The sequence below is a fragment of the Mariprofundus aestuarium genome (assembly GCF_002795805.1).
Taxonomy (GTDB): Bacteria; Pseudomonadota; Zetaproteobacteria; order Mariprofundales; family Mariprofundaceae; genus Mariprofundus; species Mariprofundus aestuarium.
In genome coordinates this window covers 713,419-733,475 of record NZ_CP018799.1, presented here as the reverse complement: position 1 = coordinate 733,475, position 20,057 = coordinate 713,419, and the positions used below count along the sequence as shown (strand labels likewise).

20 protein-coding genes are annotated in these 20,057 nt (G+C 53.7%); 13 read left to right on the top strand and 7 right to left on the bottom strand.

What is annotated here, in order from left to right; all coding sequences use genetic code 11:
* Positions 1–153: 153 nt before the first annotated feature.
* Both Ga0123461_RS03685 and Ga0123461_RS03680 read right to left on the bottom strand, forming a co-directional pair.
* Positions 154–945, bottom strand: a complete 792-nt coding sequence (locus Ga0123461_RS03685) for a metallophosphoesterase (RefSeq protein ID WP_100277093.1) — start codon at positions 943–945, stop codon at positions 154–156.
* Positions 942–2,360: a response regulator gene (locus tag Ga0123461_RS03680; protein ID WP_232710339.1), complete on the bottom strand. Its 1,419-nt coding sequence runs from the start codon at positions 2,358–2,360 to the stop codon at positions 942–944. The genes Ga0123461_RS03685 and Ga0123461_RS03680 overlap by 4 nt, the downstream gene beginning before the upstream one ends.
* An 88-nt stretch (positions 2,361–2,448) precedes the next feature.
* Here Ga0123461_RS03680 and nadC point away from each other — a divergent pair, with 88 nt between their 5' ends.
* The 8 genes from nadC to Ga0123461_RS03640 are packed head-to-tail and all read left to right on the top strand — an operon-like array spanning position 2,449 to position 9,551.
* Positions 2,449–3,285: a carboxylating nicotinate-nucleotide diphosphorylase gene (nadC, locus tag Ga0123461_RS03675; RefSeq protein ID WP_100278661.1), complete on the top strand. Its 837-nt coding sequence runs from the start codon at positions 2,449–2,451 to the stop codon at positions 3,283–3,285.
* Positions 3,282–4,241: a biotin--[acetyl-CoA-carboxylase] ligase gene (locus Ga0123461_RS03670; protein ID WP_100277092.1), complete on the top strand. Its 960-nt coding sequence runs from the start codon at positions 3,282–3,284 to the stop codon at positions 4,239–4,241. The genes nadC and Ga0123461_RS03670 overlap by 4 nt, the downstream gene beginning before the upstream one ends.
* The gene (locus Ga0123461_RS03665) at positions 4,238–5,053 is read left to right on the top strand and encodes a type III pantothenate kinase (RefSeq protein WP_198507113.1); all 816 of its coding nucleotides are present in this window, start codon (positions 4,238–4,240) and stop codon (positions 5,051–5,053) included. The genes Ga0123461_RS03670 and Ga0123461_RS03665 overlap by 4 nt, the downstream gene beginning before the upstream one ends.
* A gap of 4 nt (positions 5,054–5,057) precedes the next feature.
* Positions 5,058–6,446: a DNA repair protein RadA gene (radA, locus tag Ga0123461_RS03660; protein WP_100277091.1), complete on the top strand. Its 1,389-nt coding sequence runs from the start codon at positions 5,058–5,060 to the stop codon at positions 6,444–6,446.
* A gap of 39 nt (positions 6,447–6,485) precedes the next feature.
* Positions 6,486–7,082, top strand: coding sequence for a CvpA family protein (locus tag Ga0123461_RS03655; RefSeq protein WP_100277090.1), 597 nt, complete (start codon positions 6,486–6,488; stop codon positions 7,080–7,082).
* 7 nt (positions 7,083–7,089) lie between these two features.
* Positions 7,090–8,523, top strand: coding sequence for an amidophosphoribosyltransferase (gene purF, locus Ga0123461_RS03650; RefSeq protein ID WP_100277089.1), 1,434 nt, complete (start codon positions 7,090–7,092; stop codon positions 8,521–8,523).
* On the top strand, positions 8,520–9,227 hold the full coding sequence (locus tag Ga0123461_RS03645; RefSeq protein ID WP_100277088.1) for an esterase/lipase family protein: 708 nt from the start codon (positions 8,520–8,522) through the stop codon (positions 9,225–9,227). The genes purF and Ga0123461_RS03645 overlap by 4 nt, the downstream gene beginning before the upstream one ends.
* Positions 9,228–9,236: 9 nt before the next feature.
* Positions 9,237–9,551, top strand: a complete 315-nt coding sequence (locus tag Ga0123461_RS03640; protein ID WP_100277087.1) for an antibiotic biosynthesis monooxygenase family protein — start codon at positions 9,237–9,239, stop codon at positions 9,549–9,551.
* 9 nt (positions 9,552–9,560) lie between these two features.
* Here Ga0123461_RS03640 and Ga0123461_RS03635 read toward each other — a convergent pair whose 3' ends face one another.
* The 4 genes from Ga0123461_RS03635 to Ga0123461_RS03620 form a co-directional block, all read right to left on the bottom strand.
* Complete coding sequence (locus tag Ga0123461_RS03635; protein ID WP_100277086.1) at positions 9,561–10,055, bottom strand: DUF992 domain-containing protein; 495 nt, start codon at positions 10,053–10,055, stop codon at positions 9,561–9,563.
* 68 nt (positions 10,056–10,123) lie between these two features.
* Positions 10,124–10,735 carry a GDSL-type esterase/lipase family protein gene (locus tag Ga0123461_RS03630; protein ID WP_100277085.1) on the bottom strand — a complete coding sequence of 204 codons (612 nt, stop codon included), beginning with the start codon at positions 10,733–10,735 and terminating at the stop codon, positions 10,124–10,126.
* A gap of 52 nt (positions 10,736–10,787) precedes the next feature.
* Positions 10,788–11,438, bottom strand: a complete 651-nt coding sequence (locus tag Ga0123461_RS03625; RefSeq protein ID WP_100277084.1) for an SH3 domain-containing protein — start codon at positions 11,436–11,438, stop codon at positions 10,788–10,790.
* Between the two features lie 97 nt (positions 11,439–11,535).
* The gene (locus tag Ga0123461_RS03620; protein WP_100277083.1) at positions 11,536–12,132 is read right to left on the bottom strand and encodes a hypothetical protein; all 597 of its coding nucleotides are present in this window, start codon (positions 12,130–12,132) and stop codon (positions 11,536–11,538) included.
* A 169-nt stretch (positions 12,133–12,301) separates the two neighbouring features.
* Between Ga0123461_RS03620 and gatC the strand changes: the two genes are divergently transcribed.
* The 5 genes from gatC to Ga0123461_RS03595 all read left to right on the top strand — a co-directional run bounded on the left by gatC (position 12,302) and on the right by Ga0123461_RS03595 (position 19,373).
* A complete protein-coding gene (gene gatC, locus Ga0123461_RS03615) occupies positions 12,302–12,580 on the top strand; it encodes an Asp-tRNA(Asn)/Glu-tRNA(Gln) amidotransferase subunit GatC (protein WP_100277082.1) in 279 nt (92 codons plus the stop codon).
* Between the two features lie 3 nt (positions 12,581–12,583).
* On the top strand, positions 12,584–14,053 hold the full coding sequence (gatA, locus tag Ga0123461_RS03610; RefSeq protein ID WP_100277081.1) for an Asp-tRNA(Asn)/Glu-tRNA(Gln) amidotransferase subunit GatA: 1,470 nt from the start codon (positions 12,584–12,586) through the stop codon (positions 14,051–14,053).
* The gene (gene gatB / locus Ga0123461_RS03605; protein WP_100277080.1) at positions 14,050–15,483 is read left to right on the top strand and encodes an Asp-tRNA(Asn)/Glu-tRNA(Gln) amidotransferase subunit GatB; all 1,434 of its coding nucleotides are present in this window, start codon (positions 14,050–14,052) and stop codon (positions 15,481–15,483) included. The genes gatA and gatB overlap by 4 nt, the downstream gene beginning before the upstream one ends.
* 10 nt (positions 15,484–15,493) lie before the next feature.
* Complete coding sequence (locus Ga0123461_RS03600) at positions 15,494–18,109, top strand: AsmA family protein (protein ID WP_157819210.1); 2,616 nt, start codon at positions 15,494–15,496, stop codon at positions 18,107–18,109.
* A 61-nt stretch (positions 18,110–18,170) separates the two neighbouring features.
* Positions 18,171–19,373, top strand: a complete 1,203-nt coding sequence (locus tag Ga0123461_RS03595) for a pyridoxal phosphate-dependent aminotransferase (protein WP_100277078.1) — start codon at positions 18,171–18,173, stop codon at positions 19,371–19,373.
* A gap of 70 nt (positions 19,374–19,443) precedes the next feature.
* On the opposite strand, the gene Ga0123461_RS03590 is transcribed toward Ga0123461_RS03595, so the two are convergent.
* Complete coding sequence (locus tag Ga0123461_RS03590; RefSeq protein ID WP_100277077.1) at positions 19,444–19,998, bottom strand: YMGG-like glycine zipper-containing protein; 555 nt, start codon at positions 19,996–19,998, stop codon at positions 19,444–19,446.
* Positions 19,999–20,057: the final 59 nt, after the last annotated feature.

Genomic DNA, 20,057 nt, shown 5'->3' with positions numbered 1-20,057 from the left:
CCGGCAGTGGCCTCTAAACAGGACTAAACTAAAGGCTCTTCGAACGGCCGGTTTTGGGCTGGAAACCGCCACTCGTACATATTTTTTCGAGCCCCTACTGCATCCCCGAGCTGGACTCGAATCAGGCATTCGTTACTCGGCCAAGGTGGGTTATTAGTACGGGGTAATATTGTTCAGATCTGGTGGAATGAACCCTTTGATGCGCTCAACTGCAGTCTGGATTCGCCCACCCTCCAGCAGCCTGATCCAGCGATAGCCGGGGGAAATATCATCCATGCCGAAATTATCACTTCTGCGCTTAAACTGGATACATGTGGATGGTGTGCCGAGCACGCGAACCCCGTTATGAAACGTATCGAAGGCTTGGTGGATATGGCCGGAGAGCAACACCTTAACCTGCGGAAATCCGGCAATCAGCCTCCAAAGCTCACCCCTGTTCTCAAGCCCGATTGCATCAAGCCAGCGGCTGCCCACATCAAGTGGAGGATGGTGCAGTGCAATCACTGTATGTTTTTCAGAGGATGCTTCCAGCAACTGCTTAAGGCGCCCCAGCTCACTCGCTGAAAGGTAACCGGAGATCGTATCTTCACGGTGTGTATTCAGTGTGATCACCTGCCAGTGTTCAAGTTGCAGGTGATCGCTATAGGAGGCACAGGCTTTCAGTGCCGGAATCAGCGCTCCCTGCAGTGAAGGGAGGTGGGCATGATTGCCGGGCGAGATCATCACCGGCGCACACCAAGGCAACATCTCCGCCACCTTACGATAGGTGGGTGCCGCCTCATCCTGCGCCATGTCGCCGCCAAGCACGACCACATCGGGCTCAGGAAAGCGCGTGTGTGCTGCCTTTAACACGGTCTCATAACTGTCGCGCGGACGCACCCCTTTCAACTCGCCTGCAGGATCCTCATAAAGATGGGAATCGGAGATATGCAGCAGAAGACTCACTCTCTTGCCTCACTCAGGATCCCACCTACAAAAGCTTCCGCCTCATCTGGCATATAGCTCACCCGGGCAAGCACCCTGCGTGGATCATCCGAACGGGAACGCATTACTTTGACGTAAAGTTCGGCCCCACCATCCGGCAGCACCACTTTCAGGCTGGTAAGAGGCGTGCCCTCCTTCTCCAGCCACATCTCGAACATTGAACGATTCAGGCTGAGGATTTCTCCACTAAAAGGCTCGAGCGCAAACTTACCCTCAAGCCGGCAAACCTTTACAGCCAAAGGATTGGCCAGCTTGGTCAAAGGTTCATCTATCTTCTCCGGCAGCAGCAGTGGATCATCGCCGTAAATGCCTCCAATATCGAAGATGGTCATCTCTTCGCTGATACCCTTCGGCATCACCTTCAGCTGGTCATCAATTCGCAGGTCGGTAGCACAGGCATCGCGCGTCTCTTCAGAGATCAGGATCTGGCCGCCGACGGTATAGGATTCAATCCTAGATGTGGTATTCACCACCCGGCCGACAACTGCATATTTGCTGCGCTTCTTTGAACCAATATTTCCAACAATGGCAGCCCCGGTATTGATACCGATGCCCATTTGCAGTGCAGGGTAACCAAGCTCCATGTATCGCCGGTTCACCCTCTCCATCGTCAGCTGCATCTCCACCGCACAACGCAGCGCACGCAGAGCATCATCCTCGCGCTGAATCGGTGCCCCGAAGATCGCCAAGATGGCATCACCGATAAACTCATCGATGGTGCCCATATACTTCTGGATCACCTCGGTCATCTCTCCAAGGTAGATATTGATCATATCAACCACAGCTTCGGCTGGCAGTCGCTCTCCGATGGAGGTAAACCCCCTGAGGTCTGACATCAGCACGGTCACCTCTCGCTTCTCACCGCCAAGTGTTAACCCATGCGGCGAATCAATCAGGCTATCGACAATCTCCTCGGAGAGGTAACGGCCGAATGTGTCGCGAATAAAACGGTAGGCGGAGCGGAGCTTGAGATGGGTCTGCACCCGCGCATGCACAATCGCAGGGGTAATCGGCTTGTTGATATAATCGACGGCCCCTACTTCAAAGCCGCGCACCTCATCATGAGTCTCATTCATCGCCGTCACAAAAATCACGGGAATGCCCTCGGTGCTAGACTCTGCCTTCAGGCGCCTGCACACCTCGTAGCCATCCATGCCCGGCATCATAATATCCAGAAGAATCAGATCTGGGGGAGTACCCGACAAGCAGAGCTTGAGCGCCTGCTCACCGTTGATTGCCACCTTCACCTTATATTCCGACTTCAATACACCGCGCAGCACATCAATATTTTCAGGGGTATCGTCGACAACCAGAATGGTTGCCTTCTCATGCTCCCTCATCGATGCTGCATCACTGCTATCTGAATGGCCGCTCATGGCGGCAATATGACACAAATCGGCAACCGTGACACTTATTCAGATCATCTCTAATGACATTTATTCACAGGTTCATAGAGTTGGCAGGATGCAGACAATACATAGCCAGCTTATTCAGATCGCACTTGATGAAGATGCCGCTTTTAATGACTTGACCGGGCAGGCCACCATCGCCGCCGATGCAACCGGATGCGCACGCATCAGCGCCAAAGCTGCTGGTGTGCTTTCCGGCCTGACAGTAGCCGATGAGGTATTTGCGAAAGTTGATTCGGGCATCGCCCGCAACTGGCTGGTCAAAGATGGTGATCAGGTTGCAACTGGCGACACTGTCTGCGAACTCACCGGGCCTTTACGCGCCCTCTTGGCAGCCGAGCGCACCGCGCTGAATTTCCTGCAGCACCTCTCAGGCATCGCAACAGCCACCCATAGCTTTGTTGAAAAACTTGAGGGAACCGGCTGCAGTGTTGCCGATACGCGTAAAACCACCCCTGGCCTGCGCAGACTTGAGAAGCAGGCGGTGATCCACGGCGGCGGCATCAACCACCGTATCAACCTTGAGAGTGGCATGCTGATCAAGGAGAACCATATCGAGGCGTGCGGATCGATCAGTGATGCAATTCAAGCCTGCAGAAGTCAAAGTCATGATATATGGGTCGAGGTGGAGTGTGAAACGATGGCTGAGGTACATGAAGCCATAAACGCCTCTCCCGACATCATTCTGCTGGACAATATGGGGCCGGAAACTGTTGTACTGGCACGCGAACTCGTACCAACTTCAATTCTACTTGAGGCCTCCGGCAACATCACGCTGGCCAATGCACGTGACTATGCTGAAACCGGTATCGACCGTATCGCTATCGGAGCCATCACCCACTCCGCTCCATCTCTGGATCTGTCGATGCGCATCGTCTCCAAACAGCAGTGAGTGAGATCCGTGAAAAAATCCTGACCCGGCTCGAGGCAAGCTCGGAGCCGGTTTCCGGCGACCTGCTAGCGCAGGAACTGGGGCTCTCTCGCACCGGAATCTGGAAACATATCGAGCACCTGCGCAAAAGCGGCGCAGACATCGTAGCCAGTTCGGGACAGGGCTATTCGCTAGAATCTGAGGTGTTCAGCAGCGGGCCACTGGCTGCACGCTGCAACGGTACGCGGATCGGCAGCAGAATCATGATTCTGGATGAAACCGATTCGACCAATCGCGATGCCATGTCTGAAGCCGACAAGGGGGCGAATGAAGGTTTGGCCATCTTTGCCCACAGGCAGTGTGCCGGCAAAGGGCGCCTGGGCCGACGCTGGCATACCGTTACCGATTCACTGGCCTGTAGCGTACTGCTGCGCCCTGACCTGCCGCCGGAGCAGGTGCCACAACTCTCCCTGCTCACTGCAGTCGCCCTGCATGATGCGCTGAGCAGCTTTTCACCCGACATCCGTATCAAATGGCCTAACGACATCCTCTGCAGAGGCGCCAAACTTGCCGGCATTCTCACCGAGATGCGGGCTGAGCCGGGACGCGTTCATGCTGTGGTGCTCGGCTTTGGCATTAACCTGAGTGCCCCTATTGACGGCTGGCCCTCTGACATCACCCAGAAAGTGACCGATCTTTTTTCCATATCCAGTCGCAAACCCTCTCGGCTTGATGTGGCCGCCTCGGTACTCAATGCGCTGGACTACTGGTATGACATCTATCTCGAAAAGGGTTTCGGCCCGATCCATGCCGCCTGGTGGCGGGCACATGCAGCCTCCGGCCAGCAGGTGCGCGTGTTTGATGGTCGCAACTATATTGATGGCATCGCCACGGCTCTGGATGAGGATGGTGCCCTGCTGTTAGAGACAAGCCGTGGCACACAACGCATCATTGCAGGCGACTTGGAGCTAAGATGATTACAACGAAACCGATGCGAAAACGTCTTCTTGTTGCCGACATCGGCAATACGCAGATGGTGTTCGGCCTCTACGAGGATCATGAACTACTCACCCATTGGCGCCTCTCCAGCGAACGCCAGCTCACACCTGATGAGCTTGCCTGGCAGCTGCACGGCATGTTTGAGCAGTCGGGACAGAAAGCTGACAACATTGATGGTATTCTGGTTTCCAGCGTAGTTCCCCATCTTGATGCCCCGCTTGCAGCCGCCTGCGAACGCACTTGCGGCATCACACCCGCTTTTGTCGGCTCGCCCGAGGTCAAAACAGGCATGGCTGTCGACTACAAAAATCCACGCGAAGTGGGTGCCGACCGAATCGTTAATGCCGTTGCCGCCAGAGAGCAGTTCGGCTCGCCAGTCATCGTACTTGACTGTGGCACAGCCACCACCTTCGATATTGTATCGCCCGACGGCCACTATGCCGGAGGCCTGATCCTTCCCGGCATCGAGATTTCACTCAAAGCGCTCTGCAAACGGGCTGCCAAACTTCCCGAGGTATCAGTCGGTCGCAACACCTCCCTGATTGCCCGTGATACGGCCAGCAGCATGCAGGCAGGAAGTTATTGGGGTGCGGTAGAGAGTTATGCCGGCCTTATCAGAAGGCTGCGCGAAGAACCCGGTTATGAGAATGCTCCGGTTGTGGCCACAGGTGGCCTGATCTCCCTGTTGCGGGAAGAGCTTCCGCAGATCAGCCATCATGAGCCCCACCTCACCCTTGCAGGGCTCCATCTGCTCGCCGAACATCACTTTTTTCAAGCTGGAAAACTGTAAAAGCATGGCCAAATCAATCTTTGTCTGTCAGTCCTGCGGTGCAGAACACAGGAAGTGGATCGGCCAGTGTCCCGATTGCGGTGACTGGAACTGCATCAGCGAGCAGCTCCTTGAAGCCACCGCGCACCGCATAGGCAGTAAAGGCAAGGCGCTGGCCACCTCACCGATCACCAAGATAAGCAGCCTGACAAGCCCGCGTCGCTCCTCCCATATCCAGGAGCTCGACCGGGTGCTCGGCGGCGGCATTGTTCCGGGTTCAGCCGTACTGATCGGCGGCAACCCCGGCATCGGCAAATCAACGCTGCTGCTGCAGGCAGCTGCCAGGCTGGCTGCTCACAGCAAAAGGCCGGTACTCTATATTACCGGTGAAGAGTCCATTCAACAGGTACATCTGCGTGGCGAACGCATCGATTCGATCCACGAGAACCTGCTGCTTGTATCGGCATGTGAGCTGGAATCGATGCTGGCTACGATTGATCAGATTAAACCGGAGGTCGTGATCGTCGATTCAATCCAGACGACCGTCAGCAATCGTTTGACCAGCGCTCCGGGAACGGTGTCGCAGGTACGCGATTGTGCTGCGGCCCTTATCCAGAACGCCAAACGCATTGGCCATGCCCTGATTCTGGTTGGCCATGTCACCAAGGATGGCGCCCTCGCTGGCCCGCGCGTACTTGAACATATGGTTGATGCGGTGATCTATTTCGAAGGTGAGAACGGCCACGAGCACCGCATCTTACGGGCGGTGAAAAACCGTTTCGGTCCAGCTGGTGAGATCGGCGTTTTCGAGATGACGGATCGGGGATTGATCGGCATCCGGGATGCTTCCCGCCTCTTCCTGGCCGAACGCAGCCTCGATACACCGGGCTCCGTGGTTCTGGCCTGCATGGAGGGGACGCGCCCGCTACTGGTGGAGGTGCAGGCGCTGGTCGCACCTACCGTCTACTCCACGCCAAAACGGTCGGCTGTCGGCCTTGATGCAGGCCGTGTCGCCATGCTCACTGCCGTACTGGAGCGTCGCATTGGACTGCCACTCTCACAGCACGATGTTTATATCAATATTGCTGGTGGTGCCCGCATTGCTGAGCCCGCCGCCGACCTAGCAGTACTGCTGGCTATGGTCTCGGCCTTTCAGGAAAAACCTGTTGCAGCTGAAGTGGCTCTATTCGGCGAAGTAGGCCTGACTGGTGAGGTTCGGCCAGTCGGGCAACCGGAATCGCGGACCAGAGAAGCGGCAAATCTAGGCTTCACGCATGTACTGCTTCCGGGAGAAAATTACCGGAGGGTGCAGAAGGCAAATATCATTGCTAAGATTCGCGACGAAACCGGTTCCACATTGCAAATGTCAGAAGTCAGACACCTGTCTGATGCAGTACAGAAACTATTAGCCTGAATATGATTTCGGGTACGGATAAAATAGAGGGCAACAACATTGAATTTTGTTGATTATATTCTGATTGCAATTGTCGGGCTCTCGATGGTTCTTTCTCTCTGGCGCGGATTTGTGCGCGAGGTGATCTCCCTAATTGGCCTTGTCCTCGCTTTCCTGGCTGCCAGCCGCCTCTCCGGACGCGCCGGTGATTTCCTCGGAGATTGGATCACCAATGCAACCATAGCTGATATCGCCGGATTCGCCCTTGTATTCATTGTCGTTATGATTCTGGTTGGCCTGATTGGTGCCCTTATCCGCCGGCTGGTTGACCTGGCAGCCCTTACCGCAACCGATCGTACACTGGGTATCTTTTTTGGCGCAGCCCGTGGCATGCTGCTGATTGCGCTCACCTTTCTCGTTTACACCTCCTATGCCAAACCCGATTCTCCATGGCTGAAAAAGAGTATGCTCACCCCCTATGCCATTGAACTGGGCGAAATGCTCGGCGGTGTAATCCCCGAAGGTTACCCATTCTCACGACAGGGGGCAGCAAAACAGGCCTCCCCACAGAGCAGCAACACCCACCTGAAAAACATGACAATCCCGGTCAAAGATCAGGAAGCATTGAAAGCAATCCTGGAAAACAGTACACAATGAGGCATCCATGAGTCTTGAAAGCGACAAGAACGATCATTTCCACGACGAGTGCGGGGTATTCGGCGTATTTGATAACCCGGAAGCTGCCAACCTGACCTATCTCGGCCTCTATGCACAACAACATCGCGGCCAGGAGTCTGCCGGTATTGTATGCACCGATGGTCACAGCTTTCACAGCCATCGCGGCATGGGTCTTGTTGCTGATATTTTCCATAAATCGGAAATCAAGGAACTCCAGGGAAGGCACGGTATTGGCCATGTGCGTTACTCCACATCCGGTGACTCAGGCTTGCGTAACTGCCAGCCATTTTCGTTTGAATATGCCCATGGCGGCATCGCCATGTGCCACAACGGCAATATCGTCAATGCACCAGAGCTGCGTAAACAGCTTGAGAAAGAGGGCTCGATCTTCCAGTCCACATCCGATACCGAGGTGCTTATCCACCTGGTAGCCCGCAGCAAGGCCGCAACCATGACTGAGCGCCTAACCGAGGCAGTCAGGCAGTTGGCAGGCGGCTTCTCGCTGCTCGTGCTGGTGGAGAAGAGGCTTGTCGGTGTCCGTGACCGCGATGGCATCCGTCCGCTGGTACTCGGAAAACTGGATGAATCATGGGTACTGGCATCGGAGACCTGCGCCTTCGATCTGATCGGCGCCAAGTATGTACGTGATGTCGAACCGGGTGAGATGGTTGTCATCGAAGAGACCGGCCTGACCAGCTACAAACCACTGGGCAATGATTGCAAACCTCACTTCTGCGTCTTTGAATATGTCTATTTTGCACGCCCCGACTCCACCCTTGAGGGTGTCAACGTCTACAAGGCGCGCTATCAGATTGGCGTGGAACTGGCCAAGGAGTCCCCAGCAGAGGCCGACCTGGTAATTCCCGTACCGGATTCCGGCGTACCGCCCGCCATGGGCTATGCCGAGGCATCAGGCATCCCGTTCCAGATGGGTTTGATCCGTAACCACTATGTCGGACGCACCTTTATCGAACCCAAACAGTCGATCCGCAACTTCGGCGTAAAACTGAAGCTTAACCCCAACCGGGAACTGATCAGGGGCAAGCGCGTGGTGCTGGTAGATGACTCAATCGTACGTGGCACCACCAGTCGCAAGATTGTCGAAATGGTGCGTGCAGCAGGTGCAGCAGAGATTCACATGCGCATCTCCAGCCCGCCAACCAAATTTTCCTGTTTTTACGGGGTAGACACACCCGATGCCGATGAGCTGATGGCCAACAAAATGGATCTGGAAGAGATGCGCAAAGCAATCGGTGCTGACTCGCTGGCCTTTGTCAGTTTCGATGGCATGTACCGTGCGGTTGGTAAACCTCGCGATATGCACTGTGACGCCTGCTTCTCAGGCGACTATCCGGTTGCCATTGAAGGCCCACGCTCACCTCAACTATCCCTGCTGAAGATCCTTAACAAGAAGCAGTGAACGTACAACCGACGGTCGTTCTGATCCACGGCCTGTTCGGTTTTAGAAAGCTGTTGTGGCTGGAGTATTTCCAGGATGTGCGTCAGCTGCACGAGGCAATGGGTCTTCGGGTTGTTGTTCCCAGCCTGCCATGGGCAGGATCTCTGGAGCAACGTGCCAACGCCCTTTCCCACCAACTGCAGGATGAAGAGGGGCCACTGCACCTGGTTGCCCACTCAATGGGCGGAGTCGATGCCCGTTACTGGATCAACCATCTCAACGGAGCCGCGAAGGTAGCCAGCCTGACAACGCTAGCCACACCGCACCGGGGCTCTTCTGCCGCTGATCATGTCTGCTGCCATATCTCCCCTTTCAGGCTGTTTGCTGGCATCCACTCCCTGACAATGAATCAGTTGCAGCGTTTCAATAAAATCACCCCCGATCAATCGCATATCATTTACCGCAGCTATACCGCAAAACGTCCCGTAGATGAGCAGCCTTGGATCGTCCGCCGTTATGGGCGATGCATCCAGAAAATAGAGGGCGACAACGACAGCCAGGTCTCCGTAGCCTCAGGCCGGTGGGGCGATCATATTGCCACCCTGCCCTGCGACCACTTTGAACTTATTCGTCGCGACTTCTGGTTTAACCCCTTGCGAACCCGGATTCGCTTTGATGTACTGCCCGTCTATCGGGATATTGGCGAGTGGATTTTACAGCACTGAGGAGAAAGTATGTTTGTTACCATGAACCGTTTTACCATTGACCCTGATCACTGGGAAGATTTCGAGGAGCGCTTCAGGCAGCGCGCCGGATTGGTTGATGGTGAACCGGGGTTTATCCGCAACGCCGTATTAAGGCCTGAATCTGCCACATCAAATCAGCATGTGGTGATGACCACGTGGGAGTCACGCAGCGCATTTGAAGCATGGACGAAATCGGACTCCTTCCGCAAAGCACATGAAAAGGCGGGACAGACACCGAAAGAGTGGTTTATCGCCCCCTCGAAGCTCGAGATATTTGAGTCGGTGACAGACTCAGGAAGTTAATTCCGCCACTTACTGACTGTCTGGTTCCAGATAGATATAGCTAAAGCCGAGTGTGGCCCCGACACCCTTGTTTTGGACACTCATCGGTTGCAGGGAAATCGTACCGTCATCCTTCTCAATCGGCGCGGAATCACCAACCGTTGCGCCAAGCGTAGTGACATTGCCTCTGGCTCCGGAGTACTTTCCTGCCAACTGGTTGGTATTCTGTTTGAAATGATCTGCAAGAACCGAATAGATCAATACCGAACCCCTCGCGAAAGCAACATCAAGACCAAAGCCGATACCCGTTTCGCCCTTGTATCGCTCTATCACCCCATCCTCAAGCATCTCGAATTCACAGCGGATATCCCTAGTTGAATGAATCAGCAGGTTGATGCCAGCATGGGGCAGTATTTTACAGGTCAACGTTCCGACTTTTTTTGAGGGAGCATCGGGATGTGCAGCCAGTGCAGGGTATGAGGACAACATCAACGCACTCAGAAAAACAAAAGACAATGGATTCATGATGACCTCCTGCTCCGGATCCAGCAATCCGGTAACAGAATCATTATAGCAGCATGCACCCCAGCCCGCTACAGAGCTCCGGCTTCCACCAGTTGCCGGTACACCGCTTCGGCCATAAGCCGGTACCCCTCAGCATTGGGATGAATCGCATCGGATTTCAGTGATCTTCTGGATAGCACATCGGCCAGCACCTTCTGCTCAATTGGAATATGCATCTCTGCAGAGATCGACTTATAAAACTCAGGAACTGAAAACAGAACACCCGGTTTGGGCACAGCAATCAGCAGCACCGCAATACCGCGCTTCCGTGCCGCCACAATCATGCTCCGCAGGTTGGCTGCCGCCTGCTCCTCTCCCCTTTTCCTGATCAGGTCATTGCCGCCATGGCAGAGAATCAGCAGTTCCGGCTGCAGCTCATCGAGCACATCAGGTAACCGTTTAAGTCCGTCTTCTGTCTCTTCACCAGGAACACCGGCATTCACCACTTTGTGGCCGGTTAACCTCTTAAGCACTGCAGGATAGGCCTGCTCCGCCCTTGCGCCTGAGCCGTAGGTCAGGCTATCACCGAAAGCAAGAATCACGGCTTCTGGTGTCAATCTAGGAAGTTCTGTTTGTGAAGAGCAGCAGAGAAGGAGGATACACAGCGGCAGCAGTAGAGGTCGTTGGGTTAGAAAGCTCATTCGTCTGCTCCTTCCATGAGATCAGCGTTTACAGAGAACACCAGAAACATGGTTATTGCTGTGCTGCCCCCGGATCTTCTGGCTGCTTGATTGGCTCTGAATCACCCGCACCTTCTTCGTTTGCCGCCGCACCGTCAGGGGCCGCCTTAGCCTCTGGGTCTGCCGGAGCGGGTTCCGGTTCCATAAACAAACTCTGGTAGGCCCATCCGGTTCTCCCGTCATCCAAGCGAATCTGGTGCCAACCCCATTTTGTATCCAGCTTGGTGACCACTGCATCTTTTTCCAATTGGAACAGCACATCTGCCCCCGCACTTGGCTTACTCCTGACATTGCCGATCGAAAGCATTACGGTCAGCCGTTCTCCCGAAGCTTCAGCAACAGCTCTACCTTCCTCCTCCTCGACCACAGATTTTGCAGGAGCTGGAGTCTCTTCTCCAGCTGGCCACACCAGCCAGATCAGAAGCAGTGCGATAGCAAGCCCGATCACTGTTTGCCTGACCTTGTAGGAGGAGGACTCTTTGCCTGTCGAATCGGCGACATTCAACTCGCTGATATTATAGACCCCGAACTCATCCTCGTGTTCTCCTCCGGCAGAGGTTTCTTCGATAACATCCTCACCCTCAGCAAGAGGTGTTGACCCTTCTACAGGTGGAACCTTCTCTACTTCTGCCGGATGCACTTTCAAGCGTAATTTTCTGACCATCCTTCATCACCTCGCAGCCACGTTCAGGACAAATCTTCTCAGTTACCATTATTATAGTGTGACATGTGCCAGGTTGTAATCACCAATACCCGCCGCGTTAAAGCGAACCTGTTTGCTGTTGAAGATTCGGATAGCGCTGCGACCACTCGTAGCTGTCGTCTTGTACAGCCGACCAGTAGAGATCGCCGGAGTAGCGCCAACCATCCAGCATGATACCGGTTTCGAAAGCGGTGCCATGAGGGGTGACCACCACAGAAGAGTGCTCGCGCAGGTCACTGTCCCGATGCGCTACAGCAGAGTGAAAATCAAACAGCCTGACACCAAGGCTCTTTAACCTTACCAACAGGTCATCTGTCCACTGGTAGCACAACCCCCTCTCTTTCAGGCCTACGTTTACCAGCAGGTTATGAAAACGCGGCGAACCGGTAACCCCGTATCTATCCGCCAGTTCTCTTGAATATAACACGGCAGTTCGCGCAACCATGCGTGCAGAACCCCTGTCGATCGAGCTGTGCAGCGAAAGAAGATCACGGGTTAACGCATCGATCTTCTGCTGCTCCCGGTCAGCTGAAAGAGGCTGGTGTGCAGCACATCCGGCTGCACATAAAATCAGAAACAGGCAAAAGAGCCGCAACACAGTCTTCAATACGAAATATCCCCTTCTACTGCTGATGGCGTTGCGCCACCCTAGCATATTTTTCTGCTAAGCTGCCGGTGGAGTCGAAAGCAGATTCTGGCTATGCTTCGCAGCGATTTGAATTTGAAACAGAATAATAACGCGCATGGGCTTTTTCCATCCCGTGATTGTCTGTTTCATATCGCGAAATGGAAAAATCCCGTGCGCGTTGGTGAGAGGCTAGACAATGGAAATTGATGTAAGAAAAGTGGCAATGCTCTCCCGCATTCGCCTGACCGATGACGAGGCCGCAGAGCTTGGCCCCCAGCTTTCCAGCATTCTTGGTTATGTTGAACAGCTGAGCAAGGTCGATACCGACGGTGTGGCACCAACTGCACACCCTCATGATGCTGCCATGCCGTTGCGCGCCAATATTGTTACCAACAGCAACCGTCGCGATGAGCTGCAGGCTCCAGCGCCAAAAACAGAATCCGGCCTCTACGTTGTGCCGAAGGTGATCGAATAAACCATGCCATACTCTTCGTTATCAGACATCCAGAGCCGCTTAAACAGCGGCGAAACCACTGCCGTTAAAGTGGCCCAGCTCTACCTTGACCGCATTGCTGCATTTAACGACACACTGAATGCTTTTGTTCATATCGACCCGGCCCACGTATTGGCACAGGCCGAAGCATCCGACAAATACCGTGCCAAACATGATGCTCGCCCACTGGAAGGGTTGCCGATTGCAGTCAAAGATATTTTCTGCACACAGGACGGTCCAACCCAGTGCTGCTCAAATATCCTTAAAGATTTCCATGCACCCTATGACGCAGAGGTGATTACAAAACTGAAAGAAGCCGGTGCTGTACTGGTGGGTAAAACCAACATGGATGAGTTCGCCATGGGTTCATCTACTGAAACATCAGCTTTTGGCGTCTGCCGCAACCCGTGGGATACCAATTGTATCCCCGGTGGTTCATCCGGCGGCTCTGCAGCTGCAGTAGCAGCAGCACTTACGCCTGCAGCCCTTGGCACAGATACCGGCGGCTCTATTCGCCAGCCTGCGGCTCTCACCGGCATTACCGGCCTGAAACCAACCTATGGTCGTGTATCACGTCGCGGCATCATCGCATTCGCCTCCTCCCTTGATCAGGCAGGGCCGATGACGCGCACTGTAAAAGACAGCGCCATGATTACCGCCGCTATTTCAGGCCATGACCCCCGCGATGCAACATCCGTTGCCGACGCTCCCGCCGTCGACTGGCTTGCAGCCTGTGAATCACGCGATATGAAAGGGCTGAAAATCGGCAAGCCGAAAGAGTATTTTGTCGATGGTATGGATGCAGAGGTTCGCGCATCCGTAGAGGCAGCACTGAAGAAATGTGAAGAGCTGGGAGCTGAGATCATTGATATCAGTCTGCCAAACACAGAGCATGCAGTTGCAGCTTATTATGTTATTGCACCGTCTGAGGCATCAGCCAATTTGTCGCGCTATGATGGGGTACGTTTCGGACACCGCTGTGAGAACCCGGAAGACCTACTTGATATGTACACCCGCTCCCGTGATGAAGGTTTCGGCTCAGAGGTAAAACGCCGTATTCTGACCGGTGCTTTTGCTCTCTCATCGGGCTATTACGATGCCTATTACCTAAAAGCCCAGCAGGTACGCACACTGATTCAGCAAGATTTCATTCAAGCCTTTGAGCAGGTCGATATCATTGCCACACCAACATCGCCAATTCCTGCCTTCAGACTCGGCGAGAAAACAGATGATCCGCTGACCATGTATTTGTCAGACATCTTCACCATCGCGGTTAATCTGGCCGGGCTGCCTGGCTTGTCACAACCGTGCGGTTTTGCCAATAATCTGCCTGTAGGCCTGCAGTGGATAGGCCCTGCATGGCGTGAAGATACGGTACTTTCAGCAGCAGCTGCCTATGAAGGAGCCACAGACTGGGCTACCAGATCTCCTGCAGCATTTGGGGGTGAATCATGAGTTGGGAAGTTGTAATCGGACTGGAAGTACACTGTCAGCTCAATACCGACACCAAAGCCTTCTGCGGCTGCTCCACCGAGTTTGGCGCAGAACCAAACACCCAGACCTGTCCGGTATGCCTCGGCATGCCAGGCCAGCTGCCTGTACTCAACACTGTTGCTGTCGATAAAACCATTCTGACAGGTCTGGCGATCAACGCCCACATCAATCTGGAATCAAAATTCGACCGTAAAAACTACTTCTACCCGGATCTGCCAAAGGGCTACCAGATTTCCCAGTTTGCCGTTCCGATTGTTGAAGGTGGTTATATTGACATCCCCACCAAGGATGGTGGTGAAAAACGCCTCGGCGTTACCCGCATTCACATGGAAGAGGATGCCGGAAAGTCGATGCATGAGGGGCTGGATGCGGTATCACACATCGACCTGAATCGTTCAGGCGTACCCTTGATGGAGATCGTTTCCGAGCCGGACATGCGTTCTGCTGATGAGGCCATCGCCTACCTGAAGCAGCTGCACCAGCTGATACGCTTCCTCGGAGTTTCCGGTGCCGATATGGAGAAGGGGCAGTTCCGTTGCGATGCCAATGTTTCCGTGCGCCGTCCCGGCGAACCATTCGGCACACGCACTGAAATGAAAAACATGAACTCATTCCGCTTTATCAAGCAGGCGATTGAGTTTGAAGTACTGCGCCAGATCGAAATCATTGAGGATGGCGGTGAAGTAGTACAGGAGTCGCGGCTGTGGGATTCGGTAAAATGTGAATCACGCTCCATGCGCAGTAAAGAGGAAGCGCATGATTACCGCTACTTTCCGGAACCGGACCTACCACCACTGCGCGTTTCACAGCAGGAGGTAGATGCCATCAGGGCAGGCATGCCTGAGCTACCTGGACAGCTGCGCAAACGTTTTGAAATAGAATATGGACTATCCTCTTACGATGCTGATGTTCTCACCCAGACTCTTGAGTCTGCTGCATGGTACGAATCACTGGTAGCCGCTCATCCGGCTGATCCCAAGCGCTGTGCCAACTGGATGGCCAATGACCTGCTTGGTCGACTGAAAGAGGCAGGCAAGGAGCTATCGGAATCTCCCGTTTCAGCAGCTCACCTTGCAGGTCTTCTGGATCGTATCGCAGATAACACCATCTCCGGCAAAATGGCCAAGGATGTATTCGAGGCAATGATGGAATCAGGCGATGATGCCGATACCATTATCGAAGCCAAGGGGCTGAAACAGGTCTCTGATAGTGGAGCCATTGATGCCATCATCCATGAGGTGATGGCAGCCAATCCCGATCAGGTGGCTGGTTACCGCGCTGGTAAAGATAAACTGATGGGCTTCTTTGTCGGTCAGGTGATGAAAGCTTCGCGCGGTAAGGCCAATCCGGGTATGGTTAATCAACGCCTGAACGAACTGCTCAAAGGCTGATTCCTTCACCATGAGAGTTAAAGTGCGCAGGATAGCTATAGCCGGCGCACTACTGCTTGCTCTTGGCGTGACGCTGGTCATGCGGATCGATATCGAGAGCCTGAACAGCTATATCCGTCAGGAGGTGCAGGGTTTTACCGAAAGTGGACTGGAAGCCAAAAAAAGCTCGCTCTCATTTTTGCATGGTATTGGCGTAAGGCTGGATGAGGTAATACTAAAGCAGGAGCACTACCGGGTGGATGCCGGGCATATGAATATCGGCATCCGCCTGCTGCCACTGCTGCTCGGCAAGGTTGAAGTTGATACGCTGGATATCCACGATGCGGTCATCATGGTGCGGCCAGAGGCGCTTCAACCCACCTCAACGGCCATCTCATCGCTACCCTTTGAACGCATCAAACTTGTACGCAGCCAGATCAGGACATTTGACGGTTCCGAACTGCTGAATAATTTGCATCTGGAGCTGAGGAATATCGGCGCTAACCGTGAGACGCTATGGGAGCTACAGGCAAAACAGGATGGTCACTCCATCAGCGGCCACGGCCTTTTGAACTTCTACAATGGTGAAATCTCCTCGGGATTCGGAAAACTCAAGTTTGATCACGTGCCGGTGGCTCCGCTTCGCGCCGTAACCCCCGAATCAATTTTCTCATGGTTTGATCAGTCACAAGGCAAAATCAGCGGCTCGCTGACACTCGACATCACCCGCAATCAGAGCTGGGCAGTATTTGGAGAACTGAGCCTCAATGGTGCCACGGAAGAGCCACCATTGAGGTTACGGGGCAAACTGGAGCATCCTGAAACCGGTGTCCTGATCTGGCACGACAGCTTTATCCATTTTAATGAAGATGCAGTGATTGCCATTGATGGCGAATGCAGGAATGAGCAGTGTGAAACAGCACTGGATGCAACAAATATCGAACTGAAAACCTGGTTTCCACTTATTCCAAAGACGGTCTCATTCCACAAGCAGATCAACGGCCTGACAGATATTAATGCTGTTGTTCAGTGGGATGATCAGGGCTGGGACAGTAGCGCTGCATTCAGGCTGAAGGATGCTTCATATCGATATAAAGAGACAGGACACCAACTGCCCGAAATACTATTGCAAACAGCGGAGTTGCAGGGCGACAACAAGAGCTGGCTCGTCAAAGCAGCCCTGACTTCCCCTGACGCAAAAGGCGAACTGGTGATCGAGAGCGTGCAGAAAAAGTCAGGCATCAAGGAGATGCAAATCAATGCCAGCGATGTGGATGCACCACTCTGGCAACCACTTGCCAATCTTCTGCTCAGCTCACTGGAGATCGACCCTCAGCTTGAGGCGACCGGGTTAATGAACGGAACGATTGGCTTGCACCAGCATATCAGCGGAAAAATCCTCAGGCTGGAGCTTGACGGCAAAACGGCAGCTCTCTCCTACCCTTCACTTTTTAAAAAACCGGAGAATATCGAAGCTGCATGCAATGTGGAAATCAGGTGGCCAAAGACAGCGACCACTCCGGATGTGGTAACACTGAGAGAGTGTCATCTGGATAACTCCTCGCTGCAGCTCGCCCGCTGGATGCACACCAGCCAGCATCAACTGGAGATAAAGAAGCTCAGTGTTCATTTTGACCAACTGCATAACCATGCTGTATTACTTCCCGATGGGTTGAGTACATTGCGTGGAGACCTGGAGGGAGATGGAAAAACAGCTTGGGAAGATGGCGGCAAAAATAATTTTGGCTGGGCTACTCACATGAGTGGGTCATGGCACCTGCAGAACTTTGGTGATCCACAATGGCATGCCAGCGGAGCAGTCAAGGCAATTAAGGGACAACTTGAATCATCGCATCTTATGCTGCATGGGCCGCAGGGTCAGGCGGAACTACAGGGGGAAGTTAGCTTTGCCACAGGTACCGGCGATGTAGACATTCTTGAAGCAAAGCTCGACTTCAGCAGCTACCCCGATCCACCCGCTTTTCTGGAGGGAAAAAACATTCGTGGACGTATTCATCACGCCCAGCTGACAATGCTTGAGAATGAACTACAGGATATTCACGGCTACTACAGGATGCACAGGGGCCAACTGGACCTTGAGAATATTCAGGGCTCAATTGCCGATGGGCAGCTGTTTTCCACGAAACTGGTTATCACGCCTGCGGCTGACAAATATGCTGTTAGCGGAAAAATGCGCCTGAAAAATATCCGTAGCGAACAGATCAAGGGGTTGACGCCAATTTTGCAGGCTGAGCTTAAAGGCAGGCTTCACGCCAATATCGAGCTACAAGGAAGCTTTCCCAGCCTGCAGGCTGACAGCTGGCAACAGAGCAATGGAGACATCCTGATCTACAACGGTGAATGGAGCAGAGAGAGCAAAGCCGACACCCTGACTGAACACCTTGGCATTAAAAAACCGGAACAGATCTCGCATGCATTTAATCAACTGGGGTTCCGCTTCCGTCTGCGTGAACAACAGGTCGACTTCGACCAGGTCAACCTCAACTACAATGGCGTCCAGCTACGCGGAAAAGCGGAGGTTGCTGCTGATGGAGCTATTCAGGGGACAGTGGAAAGTACAGACAGGAAATCACTCTACTCCCTTGGTGGTACATGGCCAAAACCCTCATGGAAACTGCTCCAGTAAAAAAGGGTAGTAAGCAGAGTCTCTTGAGCATTCCCATTTTCATGGCATCATTAAGGGTACTATGAGAAGACTATCCAATCGCGTACAACAGGTTAAACCATCAGCTACATTAGCCATCACCGCCAAGGCAGCAGAAATGAGGGCCGCAGGAAGAAGTGTCATTTCACTCTCCGTCGGCGAACCAGATTTCGAAACGCCGAAAGCCGCCCGTGATGCGGGTATTGCGGCGATCAATGACGGTTTCACCCGCTACACTGCTGTAGCCGGAATCCCTGAGCTACGCAAGGCGATTGCGGAAAAGTTCAAGCGGGATAACGACCTCGACTATTCCCCCAATGACATTCTTGTCTCCACCGGCGGTAAACAGTGCATCTTCAACCTGCTGATGGCGGTGATGGATCCAGGCCAACGTGCGGTTATCCCCGCCCCCTACTGGGTTTCCTATCCTGATATGGTCAAGCTGGCCGAAGGGACGCCGGTGATTGTGAATACAATGGCCGAAAACAATTTCAAGATCACTGCCGAGCAGCTTGAAGAGGCACTCTGCGATAACTGCAAAGTACTCTTCCTCAACTCCCCTTCCAATCCGACCGGCATGGCCTATTCGGCTGAAGAGCTGGCTTCCATTGGCGAAGTGGTTCGCAAATACCCGGATCTAATTGTCGCCACCGACGACATGTATGAAAAAATTCTCTTCGATGGCAAAACCTTCGCCACCTTTGCGCAGGTTAACCCTGGCCTGAAAGAGCAGACGGTGACTTTGAACGGTGTCTCCAAAGCCTACTGCATGACCGGCTGGCGTATTGGCTACTGTGCAGGCCCCTCAACCATCATCAAGGCAATGGGTAAAATTCAGGGACAGAGTACCTCCAATCCCAACTCGATCGCCCAGAAAGCGGCACTGGCTGCCTTGACAGGGCCGACCGATGAACTTGATGAGATGGTTCGCACTTATGAGGCCCGTCGTACCTGGCTAGTGAATGCAATCAATGCCATTCCCGGTATGCATGCAATCATGCCGGATGGCGCATTCTACGTATTCCCCTCTGTAGAAGGATGGATCGGCAAAACCACGCCTAGCGGCATTACACTCAGTGATGATGTGAAGGTTTGCGAATGGTTGCTGGAGGAGGCTGGTGTTGCGCTTGTTCCGGGCACTGAATTCGGCTCCCCCGGTCATCTGCGTTTCTCCTATGCTGTCAGTCAGGATACATTGCAGGATGCCGTTGATCGTATTGCCAAGGCAGCAGCAACGCTGGCTTAAAACTTTCTCGCATCAATTAAAAAAGGCCGCTTTTCAGCGGCCTTTTTTTGTGCTCTAGTGATCGCGCTGGTTACCTACCCGCGTAGGCGTAGTGATCCACTCTGCTTCCCGGACGAATCAGGCTGTGACGCGTGAACATCTGGCGATCATTTGAACGGAGGCGTGAATTCTGGACGTGCCTGTCACTCTGGCGCTGCTGTTCACGGTACTCGTGACGCTCATGGCCATCGTGACCTCTCTGGTAGCGATCATTACCGCGATAGTTTGCATGCCTCACATCGTGACGCCCATACCTCTTTCCATTTCGGTAGGCGTGGTTATCACGGTAGTGTCCATGCCTGCGCTCACGCACATGCTGATACTGTCTCTTCTGCACATGCACAGGCCTGTGATTTGAGTAGTGAACCGGAGTGGCGTGCACATCAGAAAGGATGGCGCCGGCAATAGCACCGAACATCGCGCCTACAATCGCTCCTTGGGCAGTCTCATTGGTCTGCGAACCGATCACAGCGCCGGCTGTGGCACCGACAGCGGCTCCGGTAACCATACCGCGCTCCTGTGGCCCTGCATAAGCAGCTGCCGATGTGAATGATACAACTAACATGGCTATAAATAATTTCTTCATTTTCGCCTCCTTGTCATTGGCTGTGAGGAGAGTCTGAAGGAGATCGATTTCCCAATAAA